This window comes from Sphingobium sp. TCM1 (assembly GCF_001650725.1).
GTDB lineage: Bacteria > Pseudomonadota > Alphaproteobacteria > Sphingomonadales > Sphingomonadaceae > Sphingobium.
Genome location: NZ_LXVX01000039.1, coordinates 236,459 through 253,116 on the forward strand (window position 1 = coordinate 236,459; position 16,658 = coordinate 253,116).

Annotated in this window: 16 protein-coding genes and 1 tRNA gene; 12 read left to right on the forward strand and 5 right to left on the reverse strand. The window is 65.7% G+C overall.

From position 1 onward, the window contains the following. The first annotated feature begins 475 nt into the window (after positions 1-475). The 9 genes from A7Q26_RS21730 to A7Q26_RS21765 all read left to right on the forward strand — a co-directional run bounded on the left by A7Q26_RS21730 (position 476) and on the right by A7Q26_RS21765 (position 7,336). Complete coding sequence (locus A7Q26_RS21730; protein ID WP_066864411.1) at positions 476-1,327, forward strand: D-amino-acid transaminase; 852 nt, start codon at positions 476-478, stop codon at positions 1,325-1,327. A gap of 232 nt (positions 1,328-1,559) precedes the next feature. Next, positions 1,560-2,573, forward strand: coding sequence for a MarR family transcriptional regulator (locus tag A7Q26_RS21735; protein WP_066864412.1), 1,014 nt, complete (start codon positions 1,560-1,562; stop codon positions 2,571-2,573). Positions 2,574-2,638: 65 nt separating this feature from the next. Then, positions 2,639-2,714: transfer RNA gene (locus A7Q26_RS21740), tRNA-Val, on the forward strand. A gap of 115 nt (positions 2,715-2,829) precedes the next feature. Beyond that, positions 2,830-2,994, forward strand: coding sequence for a hypothetical protein (locus tag A7Q26_RS25415; RefSeq protein WP_157102651.1), 165 nt, complete (start codon positions 2,830-2,832; stop codon positions 2,992-2,994). A gap of 50 nt (positions 2,995-3,044) precedes the next feature. Next, entirely contained in the window at positions 3,045-3,272 is a 228-nt protein-coding gene (locus A7Q26_RS21745; RefSeq protein WP_066864413.1) for a zinc-finger domain-containing protein, read from the forward strand. A 44-nt stretch (positions 3,273-3,316) separates the two neighbouring features. Further along, entirely contained in the window at positions 3,317-4,759 is a 1,443-nt protein-coding gene (gene tldD / locus A7Q26_RS21750) for a metalloprotease TldD (RefSeq protein ID WP_066865256.1), read from the forward strand. Between the two features lie 54 nt (positions 4,760-4,813). Next, a complete protein-coding gene (locus A7Q26_RS21755; protein WP_066864414.1) occupies positions 4,814-5,389 on the forward strand; it encodes a DUF924 family protein in 576 nt (191 codons plus the stop codon). A gap of 158 nt (positions 5,390-5,547) precedes the next feature. Continuing rightward, the gene (locus tag A7Q26_RS21760; RefSeq protein WP_037476545.1) at positions 5,548-5,886 is read left to right on the forward strand and encodes a P-II family nitrogen regulator; all 339 of its coding nucleotides are present in this window, start codon (positions 5,548-5,550) and stop codon (positions 5,884-5,886) included. A 13-nt stretch (positions 5,887-5,899) separates the two neighbouring features. Then, positions 5,900-7,336, forward strand: coding sequence for an ammonium transporter (locus A7Q26_RS21765; protein WP_066864421.1), 1,437 nt, complete (start codon positions 5,900-5,902; stop codon positions 7,334-7,336). Between the two features lie 130 nt (positions 7,337-7,466). Here A7Q26_RS21765 and A7Q26_RS21770 read toward each other — a convergent pair whose 3' ends face one another. The 4 genes from A7Q26_RS21770 to crtY are packed head-to-tail and all read right to left on the reverse strand — an operon-like array spanning position 7,467 to position 11,687. Then, positions 7,467-8,417, reverse strand: coding sequence for a phytoene/squalene synthase family protein (locus A7Q26_RS21770; protein WP_066864423.1), 951 nt, complete (start codon positions 8,415-8,417; stop codon positions 7,467-7,469). A 53-nt stretch (positions 8,418-8,470) separates the two neighbouring features. Further along, positions 8,471-9,052, reverse strand: a complete 582-nt coding sequence (locus tag A7Q26_RS21775) for a TIGR00730 family Rossman fold protein (RefSeq protein WP_066864426.1) — start codon at positions 9,050-9,052, stop codon at positions 8,471-8,473. Further along, a complete protein-coding gene (locus A7Q26_RS21780) occupies positions 9,052-10,539 on the reverse strand; it encodes a phytoene desaturase (protein ID WP_066865260.1) in 1,488 nt (495 codons plus the stop codon). The genes A7Q26_RS21775 and A7Q26_RS21780 overlap by 1 nt, the downstream gene beginning before the upstream one ends. After that, positions 10,539-11,687 (reverse strand): lycopene beta-cyclase CrtY, encoded by a 1,149-nt coding sequence (gene crtY, locus A7Q26_RS21785; protein ID WP_066864428.1) that lies wholly within the window; start codon positions 11,685-11,687, stop codon positions 10,539-10,541. The genes A7Q26_RS21780 and crtY overlap by 1 nt, the downstream gene beginning before the upstream one ends. A 75-nt stretch (positions 11,688-11,762) precedes the next feature. Between crtY and A7Q26_RS21790 the strand changes: the two genes are divergently transcribed. Then, complete coding sequence (locus A7Q26_RS21790; protein ID WP_066864430.1) at positions 11,763-12,035, forward strand: metal/formaldehyde-sensitive transcriptional repressor; 273 nt, start codon at positions 11,763-11,765, stop codon at positions 12,033-12,035. Next, positions 12,032-13,024, forward strand: a complete 993-nt coding sequence (gene dmeF, locus A7Q26_RS21795) for a CDF family Co(II)/Ni(II) efflux transporter DmeF (protein ID WP_066864433.1) — start codon at positions 12,032-12,034, stop codon at positions 13,022-13,024. The genes A7Q26_RS21790 and dmeF overlap by 4 nt, the downstream gene beginning before the upstream one ends. 67 nt (positions 13,025-13,091) lie before the next feature. Here the strand turns inward: dmeF and A7Q26_RS21800 are convergent, their stop codons facing one another. Continuing rightward, complete coding sequence (locus tag A7Q26_RS21800; RefSeq protein ID WP_066864435.1) at positions 13,092-15,422, reverse strand: TonB-dependent receptor plug domain-containing protein; 2,331 nt, start codon at positions 15,420-15,422, stop codon at positions 13,092-13,094. A 120-nt stretch (positions 15,423-15,542) separates the two neighbouring features. Between A7Q26_RS21800 and A7Q26_RS21805 the strand changes: the two genes are divergently transcribed. Continuing rightward, positions 15,543-16,601 carry a phytase gene (locus tag A7Q26_RS21805; protein WP_066864437.1) on the forward strand — a complete coding sequence of 353 codons (1,059 nt, stop codon included), beginning with the start codon at positions 15,543-15,545 and terminating at the stop codon, positions 16,599-16,601. The last annotated feature ends 57 nt before the right edge of the window (positions 16,602-16,658 follow it).

Genomic DNA, 16,658 nt, shown 5'->3' on the forward strand with positions numbered 1-16,658 from the left:
GGACATGGCCGATGCGGGTTGGAAAGCGGGCTGGCGGTTTCGCGCGACGCTTCACCGTAAAAATCCAGTCCACGACAGCATCACGCCAGGCTTTCAATGTTGGATTTTCTCTGATTTATCCTTGGGGATGAATGAGCCGCCTGCTTCGCCTGCTATCGGGACAGCCGTGACCCTGGCGGCGCGTCCCTGGCGCGCAGACGTGACTCGGGGGACGCGTCCGCGACGCGCGGGCGTGACCGGGATGACGCGCAGGCGTCGCGTCGCTGGCGCGTTGTCCGCGCATCGCCTCCGCTTTTCCGCCAAAAACGCCGCCGATCGCCCCGGAAAAATTCCCTGCGACACCGTGAACTTCGGCGCGATCACCAACCGTGACCTCCTATTCCCGAAATTGCGTCGTCTATCACCCGGCGCCCGGCTTGACCCTGCCCGCCCCAGCGGCAAAAGCAGCCGCCAACGCCAGTCTCAAGGATCGCCCATGTCCGTCGCCTATCTGAACGGCAGCTACCTGCCGCTGGACGAAGTCCGCATCTCGCCGCTCGATCGCGGTTTCCTCTTCGCCGACGGCATCTATGAAGTCGCCGCCGTGATTGACGGCAAGCTGGTCGACAGCGCCAGCCACCTCGCCCGGCTGGATCGGTCGACGGCCGCCATCGGCATCGCCCTGCCGATGACGCTGGCAGCGATCGAGGCGGCGCAGCAGGAACTCGTCGCCCGCAACGCACTGACCGAAGGGCTGGTCTATCTCCAGATCACCCGCGGCGCCGATACGACCCGCGACTTCATCGCCCCCGCCGGCCTGCAACCGACCCTGTTCATGTTCGTGCAGGACAGGCCCTTCCTCGACACCCCCGCCGTCCGGACCGGCATCGCCGTCGCCACCATGCCCGACCAGCGCTGGGCGCGGCGCGACATCAAGAGCGTGGGCCTGCTCGCCCAGGCCATGGCCAAGCAGGCCGCGCGCGACGCCGGCGCGCAGGAGGCCTGGATGGTCGAGGACGGCTTCGTCACCGAAGGCGCCTCCTCCACCGCCTTCATCGTCACCGACGAAGGCATCATCACCCGCCCCTACAGCCAGGCGGTGCTGGCGGGCTGCACCGGGTCGGCGCTCGCCGCGCTGGCGGAGGAGAGCGGCCTCTCCGTCATCCGCCGCCCCTTCACCGTGGCCGAGGCGCTCGCCGCAAGGGAAGCCTTCATCACCAGCGCGTCGACCCTCTGCCAGTCGGTGGTCATGATCGACGGGCAGACGATCGGCGACGGCGCGCCCGGCCCGATCGCGATGCGGCTGCGCGCCCTCTATATCGATTTCGCGCGCGCCACGGGCGTGTAACGATTGACTCCATAATGGATGAATAAGCGCCCAGGCCCGACCGGATGGGGCACTTCCTCCAAAGCGGGCGAACAATGAAGCCAGGTCGGACGAAAATCGGATCGATCCGGGCAAGGCGGCAAGGCGGGCTCCGGGACATGCCGCCAGCTTATGTCCGGAACGGCCGAATATCCGGCTGAACCGATCCGTTCTTGCTTTAGTCTCCGGAACGAAGCTAGAACGGGATTCGGACATGACGGAAGATTTTTCCTACGCCTTGCCTGCCAATGGCGCCTTTGTCGGCGACGCGGAGCCGATCGCAGTGCGGGACGATCGCGCCGGCCTGCTGGTGGTGGGCGACCGGGTGGACCGGGATGACATCCTGCCGGTGGCCGACGCGGCCGGCCTGCGCCTGCTCGGGACGACCAGTCTGGCTGACGCCCCCGCCCGGCTCGATGACCAGACCCATTGCGACACGCTGCTGCTCTTCTGTCCCTCGGCCACCCCCACGCTGGAGCGGCTGCTGGTCCAGGTCGAAACCCAGGCGATCCAGTCGGGCACGGGCGTGATCCTCGTCGCGGGCTGGGACACGGTGGAACTCGCCTTTGCCTGTGTCCGCAGCCCCTATACCCAGTTGCTGTGCGACCCGGACCGCACCGAACTCGCCGCCGCGCTGGTGACGGCGGGCGAGCGCCGGCCGATGCCCGGCCATGTCCATGAGATCGACCGGGAAAGCGCCCGCCTCCAGCAATTGAGCGAGGAAGTGGGCCGCCTCGCCCGCACCATCGACGCGCTGACCCAGCGCAACCGCCTGGCCACGCCCTCCTTCGACCTCGGCCCGCGAATCTCCGACCGGCCGAGCGACTATATCGGTATGCCCGCGCTCGCCCCCATCAGCGCCGCCCCGCGCCCGACGGATGCGCCCGCCATCGCCCCGCAGCAGGTGCGCGACCTGCTCCGCGCGCGCCGCATCCGCGCCGATTTCCTGCCCGGCGACCTGTTCGCCGACCCGGCCTGGGACATGCTGCTCGACCTGCTCGCCGCCCGGCTGGAGCAGGAGCGCGTGTCCGTCTCCAGCCTGTGCATCGCCGCCGCCGTGCCGCCGACCACCGCCTTGCGCTGGATTCGCACCCTGACCGACAAGGGACTGGTCGAACGACAGGCCGACCCGCAGGATGGCCGCCGCGTCTTCATCGCCCTGGCGCAGGAGACGGCCGAAGCGCTGATGCGCTGGTTCGGCGCCAGCCGCCGCCTGCTGGCCCGATGATCGCTCTGCCCGATTGACCGCTTGACCCACGGCCCGATTGCCCTAGATAGGCCCCTTCCCCACGGGGGCGATTAGCTCAGTTGGTAGAGCGTCTCGTTTACACCGAGAATGTCGGCGGTTCGAGCCCGTCATCGCCCACCATCTTCCTCGCTTAAGAAGCCTACCGGGGGACCGTACCGGCGACCCCGGCCCCATCTCCCGATGCGCAGCCGTAACATTCATCATGCAGCAAGCATGGATGCGCCATTGTTACGCAATGCAATTCGCGGTTTTCCTTGGCGGCACCCTGGCCCCGGTCCTGCTGATGCTGTCACCTTTCGCGGTGATGGCCGCCACGGACTGTACCGACGGGAAACCGGCATCCCTGGCGGTAACGGACGACAAGACGCCCTGCACGCCGCCGCGCTGGCGGCTGATGTAGGCACCGCCGCATATTGCAGCGCACCTTCGCCGCTGCTAACGCCGCTTTCCATGATCCAGCCGCCTGAAATCATCCGAGTCTCCAAGTCCCGCGTTTCCTGCGACGGATCGGGGGACATTCCCGCCGCCCTCGGCCACCCGCGCGTCTTCCTGGAGATTGACGAGCATGGCTATGTCGATTGCGGCTATTGCGACCGCCGCTTCGTGCTGATCGGCGGAGTCGCCGACAATGCCGATGTCGCGACCAAGCCGGACATCGCCTCGGGCGCCAGCCTCTAATTTTTCCATTGGGCTTGGGTCGTGCCGTCCCTATATCGGGCGGCATGACCGATCCTGTTTCGCAATTCACTGACGCCCGTGGCCTGCTCTATCGTCCGGGCCTGCTCGATCCCGATGGCGCGCGCCGCCTGACCGCGCAGGCGCTGGCCGCGTGCGACGACGGCGAACTCTATCTGCAATATCGGGCGAGCGAGAGCTTCGGCTTCGACGACGGACGATTGAAGACCGCCGACTATTCGACCGATGCGGGCTTCGGCCTGCGCGGCGTGTCGGGCGAGATGACGGGCTTCGCTCACGCCAACGACATCAGCGAGGCGGCGATCCGCAAGGCAGCCCAGACGCTTGCCCTGCTCGATCCGGCCAAGGGTCAGCCCGCACCGCCGCCGCAGCGCACCAATCGCCACCTCTATACCGACGCCAATCCGCTTGAGATCGTCCCCTTCGCCGAGAAAGTCGCGCTCTGCGCCGAGATCGACGCGGCCGCCCGCGCCCGCGACCCGCGGGTCGCTCAGGTATCGGTGAGCCTGGCGGGAAGCTGGTCGGTGGTCGAGATCGTGCGCGCCGATGGCTTCACCGCAACCGACATCCGCCCGCTGGTGCGCCTCAACGTCTCCATCATCCTGGAGGAGAATGGCCGCCGCGAAACCGGCGTGTTCGGGATTGGCGGCCGCTATCTCTACGATCAGGTGATGGACGCCCGGATCTGGAACCGTGCGATCGACGAAGCGCTGGCGCAGGCGCGCGTCAACATGCGCTCGGTCGCCGCGCCGGCGGGCGAGATGACCGTGCTGCTCGGCTCGGGCTGGCCCGGCGTGCTCGTCCATGAAGCCATCGGCCATGGCCTGGAAGGCGATTTCAATCGCAAGGGTACCAGCGCCTTTTCCGGTCGCATCGGGCAGCGCGTCGCCGCGCCCGGCGTCACGGTCGTGGACGACGGCAGCATCATGGATCGCCGCGGCTCGCTGTCGATCGACGATGAGGGCACGCCGACCCAGGAAAATATCCTGATCGAGGACGGCATCCTCAAGGGCTATATGCAGGATCGACTCAATGCCCGGCTGATGGGCGTCGCGCCGACCGGCAACGGACGTCGCGAAAGCTATGCCCATGCGCCCATGCCGCGCATGACCAACACCTTCATCAAGGGCGGCAAGGACGACCCCGAAGAATTGCTGAGCCGCATGAAGTCCGGCATCTTCGCCAAGAGCTTCGGCGGCGGTCAGGTCGACATTGTGTCGGGCAAGTTCGTCTTTTCCTGCACCGAGGCCTACAAGGTCGAGAACGGCAAGCTGGGCGACCCGATCAAGGGCGCGACCCTGATCGGTGACGGGCCGACCGCGCTCACCAAGGTGGTCGGCATCGGCCATGACTGGGCACTGGACGAAGGCATCGGCATGTGCGGCAAGGGCGGGCAGAGCGTGCCCGCCGGCGTCGGCCAGCCGAGCCTGCTGCTGGAGGGGCTGACCGTCGGCGGCACGGCGACCTGAGCCTTGGGCGGCACGAATGGCGGAACCGCCTCGCCGTCCATCGATTGAGGGAGCATGAACATGCTGACCGACAGCCACGATGCAGTGACGGCCGACTGGGCGGCGGCGTTGCTCGATTTTTGGTTCAACCAGGTCGGGGAAGCCGGATGGTGGAGCCACGATCCCGCCCTAGACAAGCTTTGTGCTGCCCGCTTCGAGACGCTCTGGGCGAAAAAGCAGGCGCTGCCACCGGATGCTTTTCTCGACCGGGCCGACGATGCCCTCGCCGCCGTGCTGTTGTTCGACCAGCTCCCCCGCAACATGTTCCGCGGCGCGGCGCAGGCGTTCGCCACCGACGCACTCGCACGGGGCGTGGCGCGCGGCGCGATTGCCCAGGGCTATGACATCCAGATCGGCGGCACCGGGCGCCTGTTCTTCTATATGCCTTTCCAGCACAGCGAGGCGCTGGAGGATCAGCAATTGTCGCTGACCCTGTTCGAAGGCGCCGGAGACCCGCAGTCGCTGGAGTTCGCCCGCGAGCATCATTCGATCATCGCCCGTTTCGGCCGGTTTCCGCATCGCAATGACGCGCTAGGGCGCGAAACACGACCAGAGGAACGGGAAGCGGCCTCACACGGCCTGCACTGGTAGCGCCTGTCCTGCCCATTTTTTAGGCAGCATCCATCTGCTGCCCAATTTTTTGGAGCTGCAGCATGTGCCGTCGCACCGAAGCCCCGCATTAACCCGCCTTTGACAATTTGGCACGCCTCTTGCTGGTAGTGGTCCGCACACCAGTAACAGGGGGCGACATGAAACTTGTCATGGCTATCATCAAGCCGTTCAAGTTGGACGATGTCCGCGAGGCACTTTCCTCGCTCGGCATCGCCGGCATGACGGTCAGCGAAGTGAAGGGCTTTGGTCGCCAGAAGGGCCAGACCGAAATCTACCGCGGCGCCGAATATTCGACCAACATGGTTCCCAAGATCAAGGTCGAGGTGGTCTGCGACGACGATCTCGCGCCGCGCGTCGTGGAAGCGACACAGGCCGCGGCCAATTCGGGCGCCATCGGCGATGGCAAGATTTTCGTCCTCGACGTCGGTCAGGCGGTGCGTATCCGCACCGGCGAAACCGGCGAAACCGCGCTGTAAGAAGGGGGAAATAATGACCTTTTCCAAGAAACTCTGCGGGGTGGCGGGGGCGCTTGGCCTTTCCCTGCTCGCCGCATCTCCGGCGCTTGCCGCCGCCGGCCCGATCAAGGCGCCGGATGCTGCGGCCATGGCCGGCATGGTCAACAAGGGCGACGTCGCCTGGATGCTGATTTCCGCCGCGCTGGTGCTGATGATGTCGGTCCCTGGCCTCGCCCTGTTCTACGGCGGCCTGGTACGCACCAAGAATATGCTGAGCGTCCTGATGCAGGTGTTCATGATCGTGTCGGTCGCGGGTCTGGTCTGGGCCTGCTGGGGCTATTCGATGGCCTTCACCTCCACCAGCACTCCAGTGCCGTGGCTGGTCGGCGGCCTGGACAAGGCATTCCTGATGAACGTCAGCAGCTCCACCTATGCCGCGACGTTCAGCAACAATCTGTATCTGCCCGAACTGGTGTTCGTGGTCTTCCAGATGACCTTCGCGATGATCACCCCAGCCCTCATCGTCGGCGCTTTCGCCGAACGCGTGAAGTTCTCGGCGCTGATCGTCTTCGTCGTGCTGTGGCTGACCATCGTCTATTTCCCGATGGCGCACATGGTATGGTACTGGGCCGGCCCGGACTTCCTGGCTGACGCACCGACCGACGCCGGCCTGCTCTGGGGCTGGGGCGCGCTCGACTTCGCGGGCGGCACCGTCGTCCACATCAATGCCGGTATCGCCGGCCTGGTGGGCTGCCTCATCATCGGCAAGCGCATCGGCTTCCCCAAGGAACCCATGCCTCCCCACTCGCTGACCATGACCATGATCGGCGCCTCGCTGCTGTGGGTCGGCTGGTTCGGTTTCAACGCCGGCTCGAACCTGGAAGCCAATGCCGTCACCGGCGTCGCCTTCATCAACACCATGCTCGCCACCTGCGCGGCGGCCGTCAGCTGGGCGCTGGTCGAACAGTTCCACCATGGCAAGCCTTCGCTGCTGGGCGCCGTGACTGGTGCGGTTGCCGGCCTCGTCGCGATCACCCCGGCCGCTGGCCTGGGCGCGCCGATGACCTCGATCGTGCTGGGTCTGGTCGTTTCGCCGATCTGCTACATCTTCGTCGCCTTCGTGAAGGGCAAGATGGGGTATGACGACAGCCTGGACGTGTTCGGCGTCCACTGCATCGGCGGCATCGTCGGTGCGATCGCCACCGGCATCGTCGCGGCGCCGTCGCTGGGCGGCCAGGGCGTGTTCGACTACACCGTCTTCCCGGCCGGCTTCAACGCCGACAGCTACTCGATCGCGACCCAGGTCGTCACGCAGATCAAGGCGGTGCTCTTCACCCTGGTCTATTCGGGCGTGCTGAGCGCGGTGCTCTACTTCGTGATCGACAAGACCATGGGTCTGCGTCCGAGCGCCGATGCCGAGCAGGAAGGTCTAGACCTCTCCAGCCACGGCGAACGCGCCTACAACTACTGAGTTTGGCAGGGCGGCCCGCCAGACGGGCAAGGGCCGCCCGCCTCACCTTGTTCCTCCTGCGAACATGCCTCGGGCCGGTACGAAAGTACCGGCCCATTTTTTCGTCGGGAGGCCATCGGCCCCGCGGAAATCAGCGGGCCCGGGTCCACAGATCGGCGGAGCGGGGGCTGGCGGCCGGCCAGCGCCCGGCCCGGCCGGGCACCTGAAGCCCGGCGCGGATCACCCAGCCCAGCTTCTCGCGCCTGAGTGTCACCACGCGATGGTCCCAGGCCTGTTCGCCCCGGCGTGCGACCTCACGGGCGATGTCACCATAGATGCCGGCGGCGGCCAGAACCGCCCAGGCGGCGCGCGCCGGCAAGGCACCCGTACCGTGGCGGGCGCTTTCTTCATAAGCGGCAGCCATGTCGGCCAGCCGGCGCGCAAGGACCGCGAGGCGCGGTCGCGCCCAGGGCTTCATATGCTCGCCCGGCGGAATATCCATCTCCACCAGCCACTCCTCGGGCAGGTAACAGCGGTCCGCCGCCTCATCCTCGCTGATGTCGCGCGCGATATTGGCGAGCTGGAAGGCGAGGCCGAGGTCGCAGGCACGGTCAAGCGTCGCCTCATCCGCCGGATCGACGCCCATCAGCACCGCCATCATGCAGCCGACCGCGCCGGCGACATGATAGCAATAGCGCAGCATGTCCGCTTCAGACCGGGGCCGCCAGTCGCGCGCGTCGAGCGCGAAACCCTCGATCAGGTCATGGGCATAGCGGTCCGGGATCGCGCATTCGCGCATCACGACGCCGAAACCGTCAAAGGCCGGATCACCGGTCCGATCTCCTCGCAGCGCCGCGTCGGTGAGCACCCGAATGGTCGATAGCCGCGCCTGCCCGTCGGCGACGCCCCGCAGCGTGCCGCCATGGTCCTGCCCATCGGCAATGTCGTCGCACTTGCGGCACCAGGCATAGAGCAGCCAGGCGCGTTCGCGGGTCTGCCGGTCGAACAGCTTGGACGCCATGGCGAAGGATTTGGAACCGCGTGCGATGCTGTCGCGGGCATGGGCGACGAGGGCGGCACGGTCTGGAGAAACGGTGGACATACCCGTCCCATGCCCTGCCCGGCCCGGAAAGTCACCCGGACTTGGCTAACGGATCATAACCGATCCGCCTTCATCGCGAAGATCGTCTCGTGCGGCTGATAGGCCGCCATCGCGTCCACAAGCGCCTCGATACTGTCCTGATGGATCAGGATGCCGGCATGTTGCGCGCGGATGAAGCCGGCCTCCACCATCTGGCGGTTGAAGCCGATCAGCTGGTCGTAGAAGCCGGCGACGTTGAGCAGGCCGACCGGCTTTTGATGATAGCCCAGCTGCGCCCAGCTGATCGCTTCCCACAGTTCGTCCATCGTGCCGACGCCGCCGGGCAGCGTCACGAAGCCGTCGGACAGGTCGGTGAAGAGCTGCTTGCGCTGGTGCATGGTCTGCACGACGTGCAGTTCCGTGCAGCCACGGTGCGCGACTTCGGCGCCGACCAGCGCCTCGGGGATCACGCCGATCACCTCGCCGCCCGCCTCCAGCGCTGCGTCCGCCACCGCGCCCATGAGGCCGAGGCGTCCGCCGCCATAGACGACGCCGATGCCCCGCCCGGCCAGCGTGCGCCCGACGTGGCGCGCCGCGTCGACATAAGTGAGATCGGCCGGCGTCGCCGACCCGCAATAGACCGCCAGTCTCTTCATCATATCCTGCCCAGATCGTCCAGCATCAGCGCTGCGGTCGCCTTGGCGCTGCCCACCACGCCGGGGATGCCCGCGCCGGGATGGGTGCCGGCCCCTACCAGATAGAGGTTGGGAATGACATCGTCGCGATTGTGCGCGCGGAACCAGGCGCTCTGGGTCAGCAGCGGTTCCAGGCTGAAGGCGCTGCCCATGTGGGCGTTCAGGTCGCGCCCGAAATCGCTGGGCGCATAATGGAATCGGGTGACGATCCGCGATCTGATGTCCGGGATCAGCCGGTGCTGGATCTCGTCCAGGATGCGTTCGGCATAGGCCGGGGCGAACTGGTCCCAGTCGATCGGAAGCTTGCCCATGTGCGGCACGGGCGCGAGCGCGTAGAAGGTCGAATGGCCTTCCGGCGCCATCGACGGGTCGGTGACGGTGGGATGATGCAGATAGAGCGAGAAATCCTGCGGCAGCACGCCATGATCGTAGATGTCGGTGAGCAGCCCTTCATACCGCGGCCCGAACAGGATCATATGGTGCGGGATGCCCGGCCAGCTGCCCTTGATGCCGAAATGCAGCACGAACAGGCTGGGCGACCAGCGTTTCTGCGCCAGCTTTTCCCCCTGCTTCGCGCCGCGCGGATGATGGGCGAGCAGATCGCGATAGCTGTGCATCAGGTCGGCATTGGTGGCGATGGCGTCCGCCTCCCCGCGCCAGCCCGACGCGGTGTGGACCGCCGTCGCCTTGTCCCCATAGGTTTCGATGCGGGTGACGGCGTCACCCAGGCGCAGCGTGCCGCCCAGCCGCTCGAAATGGGTCGCCATGCCATGCACCAGCCGGTTGGTGCCGCCTTTGGCGAACCAGACCCCACCATCCTTTTCCAGCTTGTGAATGAGGGCGTAGATGGCGCTGGTCTTCATCGGATTGCCGCCAACCAGCAGCGTGTGAAAGGACAGTGCCTCGCGAAGCTTCTCGTTCTTCACATGGGATGCGACGATGGAATAGACCGAGCGCCAAGCCTGATATCTGGCAAGCGAGGGCGCCGCCTTGATCATGGAGGCGAAGTCGAGGAAGGCGACCGAGCCGAGCTTGCGATAGCCCTCCTCAAAGACGCCGGCGGCATAATCGCAGAAGCGGTCATAGCCCGCGACATCGGCGGGATCGAGCTTCGCTATTTCGGCGCGCAGCGCGACTTCATTGTTGGAATAGTCGAAATTGGTGCCGTCACGCCAGTTGAGCCGGTAGAAGGGCGACACCGGCATCAGCGTGACATCCTGCGCCATGTCATGTCCCGACAGGCGCCACAGTTCGGCCAGGCAATCGGGATCGGTGATGACGGTCGGGCCGGCATCGAAGGTGAAGCCGTCCCTTTCCCACATATAGGCGCGCCCGCCGGGACGGTCGCGCGCCTCCACCAGGGTCGTGTCGATGCCGGCAGATTGCAGGCGGATGGCAAGCGCCAGGCCGCCAAAGCCCGCGCCGATGACGATCGCAGTCCTGTTCATCAGGCGGGCGCATTCCACAATGTTCGCATGGCATCCCTTATGGGCACGGGTGGGCGTCCGCACAAGATGCGGATGCGATCGGACAGCGTCGAACGGCCAGCATAGAAACGCTGGATCAAATCCGGGCCGAGGCGGTAGAAACGCGCGAATATGCGCCAGCGCTGGTCGGGCCGGGCGGCGCCGAACAGCATCCGGCCCAGCAGCCGATAATAGCCGCCCCGCCGCCAATGCGCGGCCGCATGGACGCGGGTGGCGGCAGGAAGGCCGTCCAGGGGCTGGTCCGCCAGCCAGAGCGCGAATCGGACGGCGTCGGGCAGCGAATAGCCGGTCATCGGCTGGAACAGCCCGGCGCGAACACCGGCGCGGGCGACCTTATCCTCTTTGGGCCAGTAGCGATCGAAGTCGCCGCCATGGACGACGGGCAGAACGCCCTGCTCGCGATGGACCAGGTCGGCGCGCCATCCCTTGTCTCGCGCATAGGCAGCGATTCGGGCGTCCAGAGCCGGGACGTCCAGGGCTGGCGAATTGCTGTAATAGGTATCCTCGACGAAGATTGTCCGCTCGTCCCAGGGCAGCAGATAGACGAAGCGGTAGCCGTCCTCCTGCTCCACGGTCGCGTCCATGATGACCGGGCGATCGATGCCGTGTGGCGCATCGCAGCGCAACGCGTGGCCGACGAATTTCTGCCAGCCGCAGCGCAAAGCGGACAGATCCCCCGCCCCGCGCGCGTCGATGACGGCGCTGGCGCGGATCGTCCGTCCGTCGGCCAGCACGACATGGTCGGGCGCGATGCCGCCCGCTTGCGCCCCGGTCAGCAGGCGATCCCCCAGCACAGTCCTAAGATGGACAGCGAACTGGACAGTTGTGACGCTGTTATAGGGGGTGTCCAGACGCCGGGCCTGGCCGGGAAAGCGGACCTCATGCCCCTGAGGCCAGCGATGGGCGACCATGGGGTCGACCAGCCACCGGTCCTTCTTCGCCACATCGCCGTCGAAGAAGGACCAGACATGGTTGCCGCCCGGCTGCTCCCCCTGTTCGACGAGCAGCAACCGCACGTCGGGTCGCAGCGCCGTGAAGGCGAGCGCGATCAGCCCACCCGCCAGCCCGCCGCCGACGATCACCAGGTCACAATCCAGATCCTTTGCCATATGCCCCTGTTAGGACAAATCACCCCACGATCCACCCCTTGGCGCGCATCCAAATATAGTATAGGGGGGTACCCTATGCACATTATTGCGGATCGAGACAAGCTGCTGGCGCGGGTGCGCCGGATCGCCGGACAGGTCGCCGCCGTCGAGCGGCAGCTGGCGGGCGACGCAGGCTGTTCGGAGACGCTCCAGCTGGTGGCGTCCGTGCGCGGCGCGGTCGGCAGCCTGATGGAGGAACTGATCGAGCAGCATATGCGCGAGCATGTCGCAAGGCCGGGCCTCACCGATGAAGCCCGCGCGGCAGCGACCGAGGAAATGCTGGCACTGATCCGCCGTTACGGGAAATGACGATGCACGACGATCACCGCCATAAGCATGGGCATGAGCATGGACACGACCATGGACATCATCATGGCCATGAACCTGCCGCCGCCGTTTCGGACGACACGGAGGAAAGCCACTATTTCGACCATATCTATCTGAGCGCGGGACATGACCAGAATGCGAAGCGCACGCTCTGGGTCGTCTGGCTGACCGCCGCGACGATGGTCGTGGAGATCGTCTTCGGCTGGATCACCGGATCGATGGCGCTGCTGGCCGACGGCTTTCACATGGCGACCCATGCGGGCGCGCTGGCGGTGGCGGCGGCGGCCTATGGCTATGCCAAACGGCACGCCCGCAATCCGCGCTACACCTTCGGCACGGGGAAGGTCGGCGATCTGGCCGGCTTCGCCTCCGCACTGCTGCTGGGCGTCACCGCCCTGTTCATCGCCGTCGAATCGGCGCTGCGCTTCCTCCAGCCCATCCATGTCGCCTTTGGCGAGGCAACGCTGGTGGCGGTCGTGGGTCTGGTCATCAACATCATCAGCGCCTTCCTGCTGGGCCACGACCATAGCCATGACCATGGGCATGATCACGGCCACGATCATGGCCATGCCGACAACAACCTGCGCGCCGCCTATATCCATGTATTGACCGACGCGCTGACATCGGTGCTGGCAATCGCGGCGCTGCTGGCCGGTCGCTATCTGGGCTGGTGGTGGATGGACCCGGCGGTCGGCCTGCTGGGCGCGGTAGTCATCGCGCGCTGGGCCTGGGGGCTGATGAAGGACACCGCCGCCATCCTGCTCGACACCGCAGAGCCCGCGCTGATGGCGACCGTGCGGCGCGAAACGGAGGCGGAGGGCGCAACCATCCGCGACCTGCATGTCTGGCGCATCGGCCCTCACGCCCATGCCGCCATCATCAGCCTGGCCCCCGGCGCGGACGGCATGGCGGTTCGCAGGCGGGTGCGCGCGCTGCCCCGCATGGAGCATGTCACGGTCGAGTGCGCCTGACCCCCTTCGCCACGGAAAAGGGGCCGCGCATGGCGCGGCCCCTCCCCGTTCCGATATTGCGCTGAGGTCAGAAGGCCATGCGCGCCATGATCTGGAATACCGGTCCGGCCTTTTCGCTTTCCAGCTCATATTCGTCGAAGTCGCGGTCCAGCTGGTCGGCCAGATTGTCGAACTTGTTGAACGTCTCGCGCTTGGCGCCGTTCAGCAGGTTCGATCCGACGGCGCGGATGGTGAATTTCTTGCCGAAGCGCTTTTCGACGAAGACTTCCAGTTCCGCGCCATAGGTGGTGGTGACTTCTTCCGAGATCACCCGGCTATAGGCCGCGCCCTGCTTGCGATAGGTGGCGCCGAACGCAGCACCGAAGGTCGGGAAGTCCTGGATGAAGCCGAAATTATAGACATATTTCGACTGGTTGTTGAACCGGCGCTTGCCCAGTTCATCGGTGATCTCGCTGTCCAGCCAGGATGCGTTGCCGAACAGGCCGGTATTGGGCAGGCCGATGAAGCCGAGGTCGGTCGACAGGTCGAATTCGATGCCATAGACCTTGCCATCGCCGACATTCATCGGCGTGTAGATGAAGGTGCCCGCGCCTTCGGACCCTTCCTCGCCGGTGTTGGTCAGCTCGATCAGATCCGTGACGTCGCGGTAGAAGAAGTTGACGCCGACGATGCCGCGGCTCCCCATGCGATGCTCATAGCCGATGTCGAAGCCCCAGGCGCTTTCCGGGTCGAGCTGCGGATTGCCGAGCAGGTCGCTGTCGCCGACTTCCTCTTCCAGCGTCGCAGGGAGGATATAATCGAATTGCGGGCGACGCAGCGTGCGGGCGACCGAACCGATGATGCGGTCCTTGTCCGTCAGCGACAGTTTGAAGGACGCCGACGGCAGGAACTTGCCATAGCTGTTCGACTGATTGGCGATGTCGTCGTCGACGGTATAGTCGGTCACGCGCACCTTGGTATGTTCGTAGCGCAGGCCTGCTTCCCACTTGAAGCTACCCGTGTCGCCCTCGACCAGAGCGAAGGCGTCGCGACGCTTTTCCCTGATGCGGCTGTCGCCGCCATCGGTCGCTTCCAGATCCTCGAAATCGCCGGCAAGGTCGGTCGGGTTCTGGCTGAACTGATCCCAGTCGAAGCTGCCGGTGCCTTCCTGCTCCGCCTCGAAAATGCCGGTGCGGCGGGTCTTGTCCTGGTAGAAGCCGCCGAAGACGAACTTCATCGTCTCGCCGAGCGGCACCTCATGCTCCAGCTTGACCGAAAATTCCTGGTCCTTGATGTCGGTCTGCGTCAGCGCGCCTTCGAATTCCGGGTCGTCGCCGTCGTCCACATCGAAGCCGATCTCATATTCGGTCTCGGTCCGGTCCTCGACGAACTTGGCGTAACCCACGCGCAGCGAGGTCTTGCCCGCCGCCCAGTCCTGGGTGAGCTTGCCGTCGATCGAGAAATTCTCCTGGTCGATCTTCGCCACATTGGCATTGTCGCTCAGCAGGTTGCCGTCAGGAACCGGGCCGGTGACGGCGGTCGCGTCGTCATATTCGAAGCTGCGCTCATTCTCCGTCCGGTCGGTCTTCACATAGAAGCCGTTGAGCTTGAAATTGGTGTCGCCCGCGTCGATCTCGTAGCTGCCGTTGAAGCTGTAATCCTTGCCGTCGCGGGTGTCGCGCTGGTCCTCGCGATTGTCGAAATCGTCGGTGGCGTAATCCGCGTTGTTTTCAGGCGAATCGCCGTAGCGCAGGCTCTTCTTCTGCTTGGGATTGTGACGGCCCTGAAGGTTGCCGCCCAGCAGCAGGCGGCCCGGACCGACTGCGCCGCCCCAGACGAAGCCCAGGCTCGGTTCCAGTTCATTGTCGTCATAGAGCAGGCCGCCGGCGCGGACATAGCCGCCGTTCAGCTCATAGCCGTCGCGCAGGTTGATGTTGAGCGTGCCCGCGATCGCGTCGCCGGTGCGGCGGGCGGAGGAGGAGCGGACGATCTCGACGCTGTCGATCAATTCGGCCGGGATGCGGTCCATGAAGAAGCTGCGGTCGGCCGAGGAGCCCGGCACGCGCTCGCCATTGATGAGGATCTGGGTATAGCCCGGCGGCAGGCCGCGCATCTGCGGCGCGTCGCTTTCGAGCACATCCGACAGGAAGGTGACGGACGGCACGCGCTTGAGCGCGTCGCCGGCAGTCAGCGGCTCGAAGCGCTGGAAATATTCGGTGCCATATTTCAGCACCGGTTCGGGCGTGTCGGTGCGGTCGCGATAGCCGATGCCGGCGATGACGACGATGTCAGCCGCCTGGGTGATCGGGCCGTCGGTCCGGGCGACCTCATCATTGGCGGCGGGCGCCTGGGCAAGAGCAGGAGAAGAAATCAGCGCCAGCGAGGCGCAACCAAGCATCAGCCACTTATTCGCGACCATATATGCCCCCAATCCTAGAAGAGAAAAATTGACCTTCGGACCATTTCTTGTATTCGGCCCGTCGCCATGCGCCGCTAGGAGTTATTCATGACCGGATCGCGAAAGAAATATTACATTTCAATGATTTCCTGTTTCACTTTTGTGACACTTGCTGGCTGCGCCACTGGCGAAAAGGAAATTCCGGTCGCGGTCCGCATCGCCAACGCCACCCCCGCCGTCTCCGTCACCGCGCGCGGTGAGACCACGCCGGTCGGCACCCCCAATGCCGACGCCGCCGACGATCCGGCGATCTGGCGCAACGCCGCCGATCCGGCGCAGAGCCTGATCGTGGGCACCGACAAGAAGGCGGGCCTTCATGTCTATGGCCTGGACGGCAGGAACCGGGACTTTCTGGATGCGGGTCGGGTCAACAATGTCGACCTGAAGGATGGCGTGGTCATCAACGGCGCGCCCGGCATCCTGGTCGCCGCCAGCGACCGCAACGACATCGCCAACGCGAAGGTCGCTCTGTTCCGGCTCGATCCCGCGACGGCGAAGCTGACCGCCATCGGCAAGATCGACGGGGGCAAGGGCGAAGCCTATGGCATATGCCTCGGTCGCGACGCGAGCGGCCTGTCGGCGTTCATCGTGCTGAAGGACGGGACGATCAACCAGATCGCGCTCGACGCGACCGGCGCGACGCCGACCGGCAGGGTCGTCCGCAGCATGAAGCTGGGCACCCAGTCGGAAGGCTGCGCCGTCGACGACCGCACCGGCACGCTCTATGTCGCGGAGGAGGATGTCGGGCTTTGGCGGTTCGACGCGCGCGCGACCGGCGCCACCACACCCAAGAAGATCGCGGCGGCGGACGGCAAGAATCTGGTGATGGATGCCGAAGGCGTCGCCATTGCGCCCATCGGCGAGAAGGACGGCTATGTCCTCGTCTCCAGCCAGGGCGACAATGCCTATGTCCTCTATCGCCTGTCCGACGATAGCTATGTCGGCCGCTTCCGCGTCGTCGATGGCAGCATCGGCGGGTCGGAGGAAACCGATGGAATCGAACTGATGCTGGGCGATTTCGGCCCCGCCTATCCCGGCGGCCTCTTCATCGCGCAGGACGGCCACAACGCCGCGGCGGCGCAGAATTTCAAGCTGGTGGCCTGGGACGACATCGTGAAGGCGCTCGGCCTGCCCCGATGACGAGAAGAAGGGCGGGGCGCATCCCGGCGCTCCGCCCTTCACACCCCCTTGGTCTTG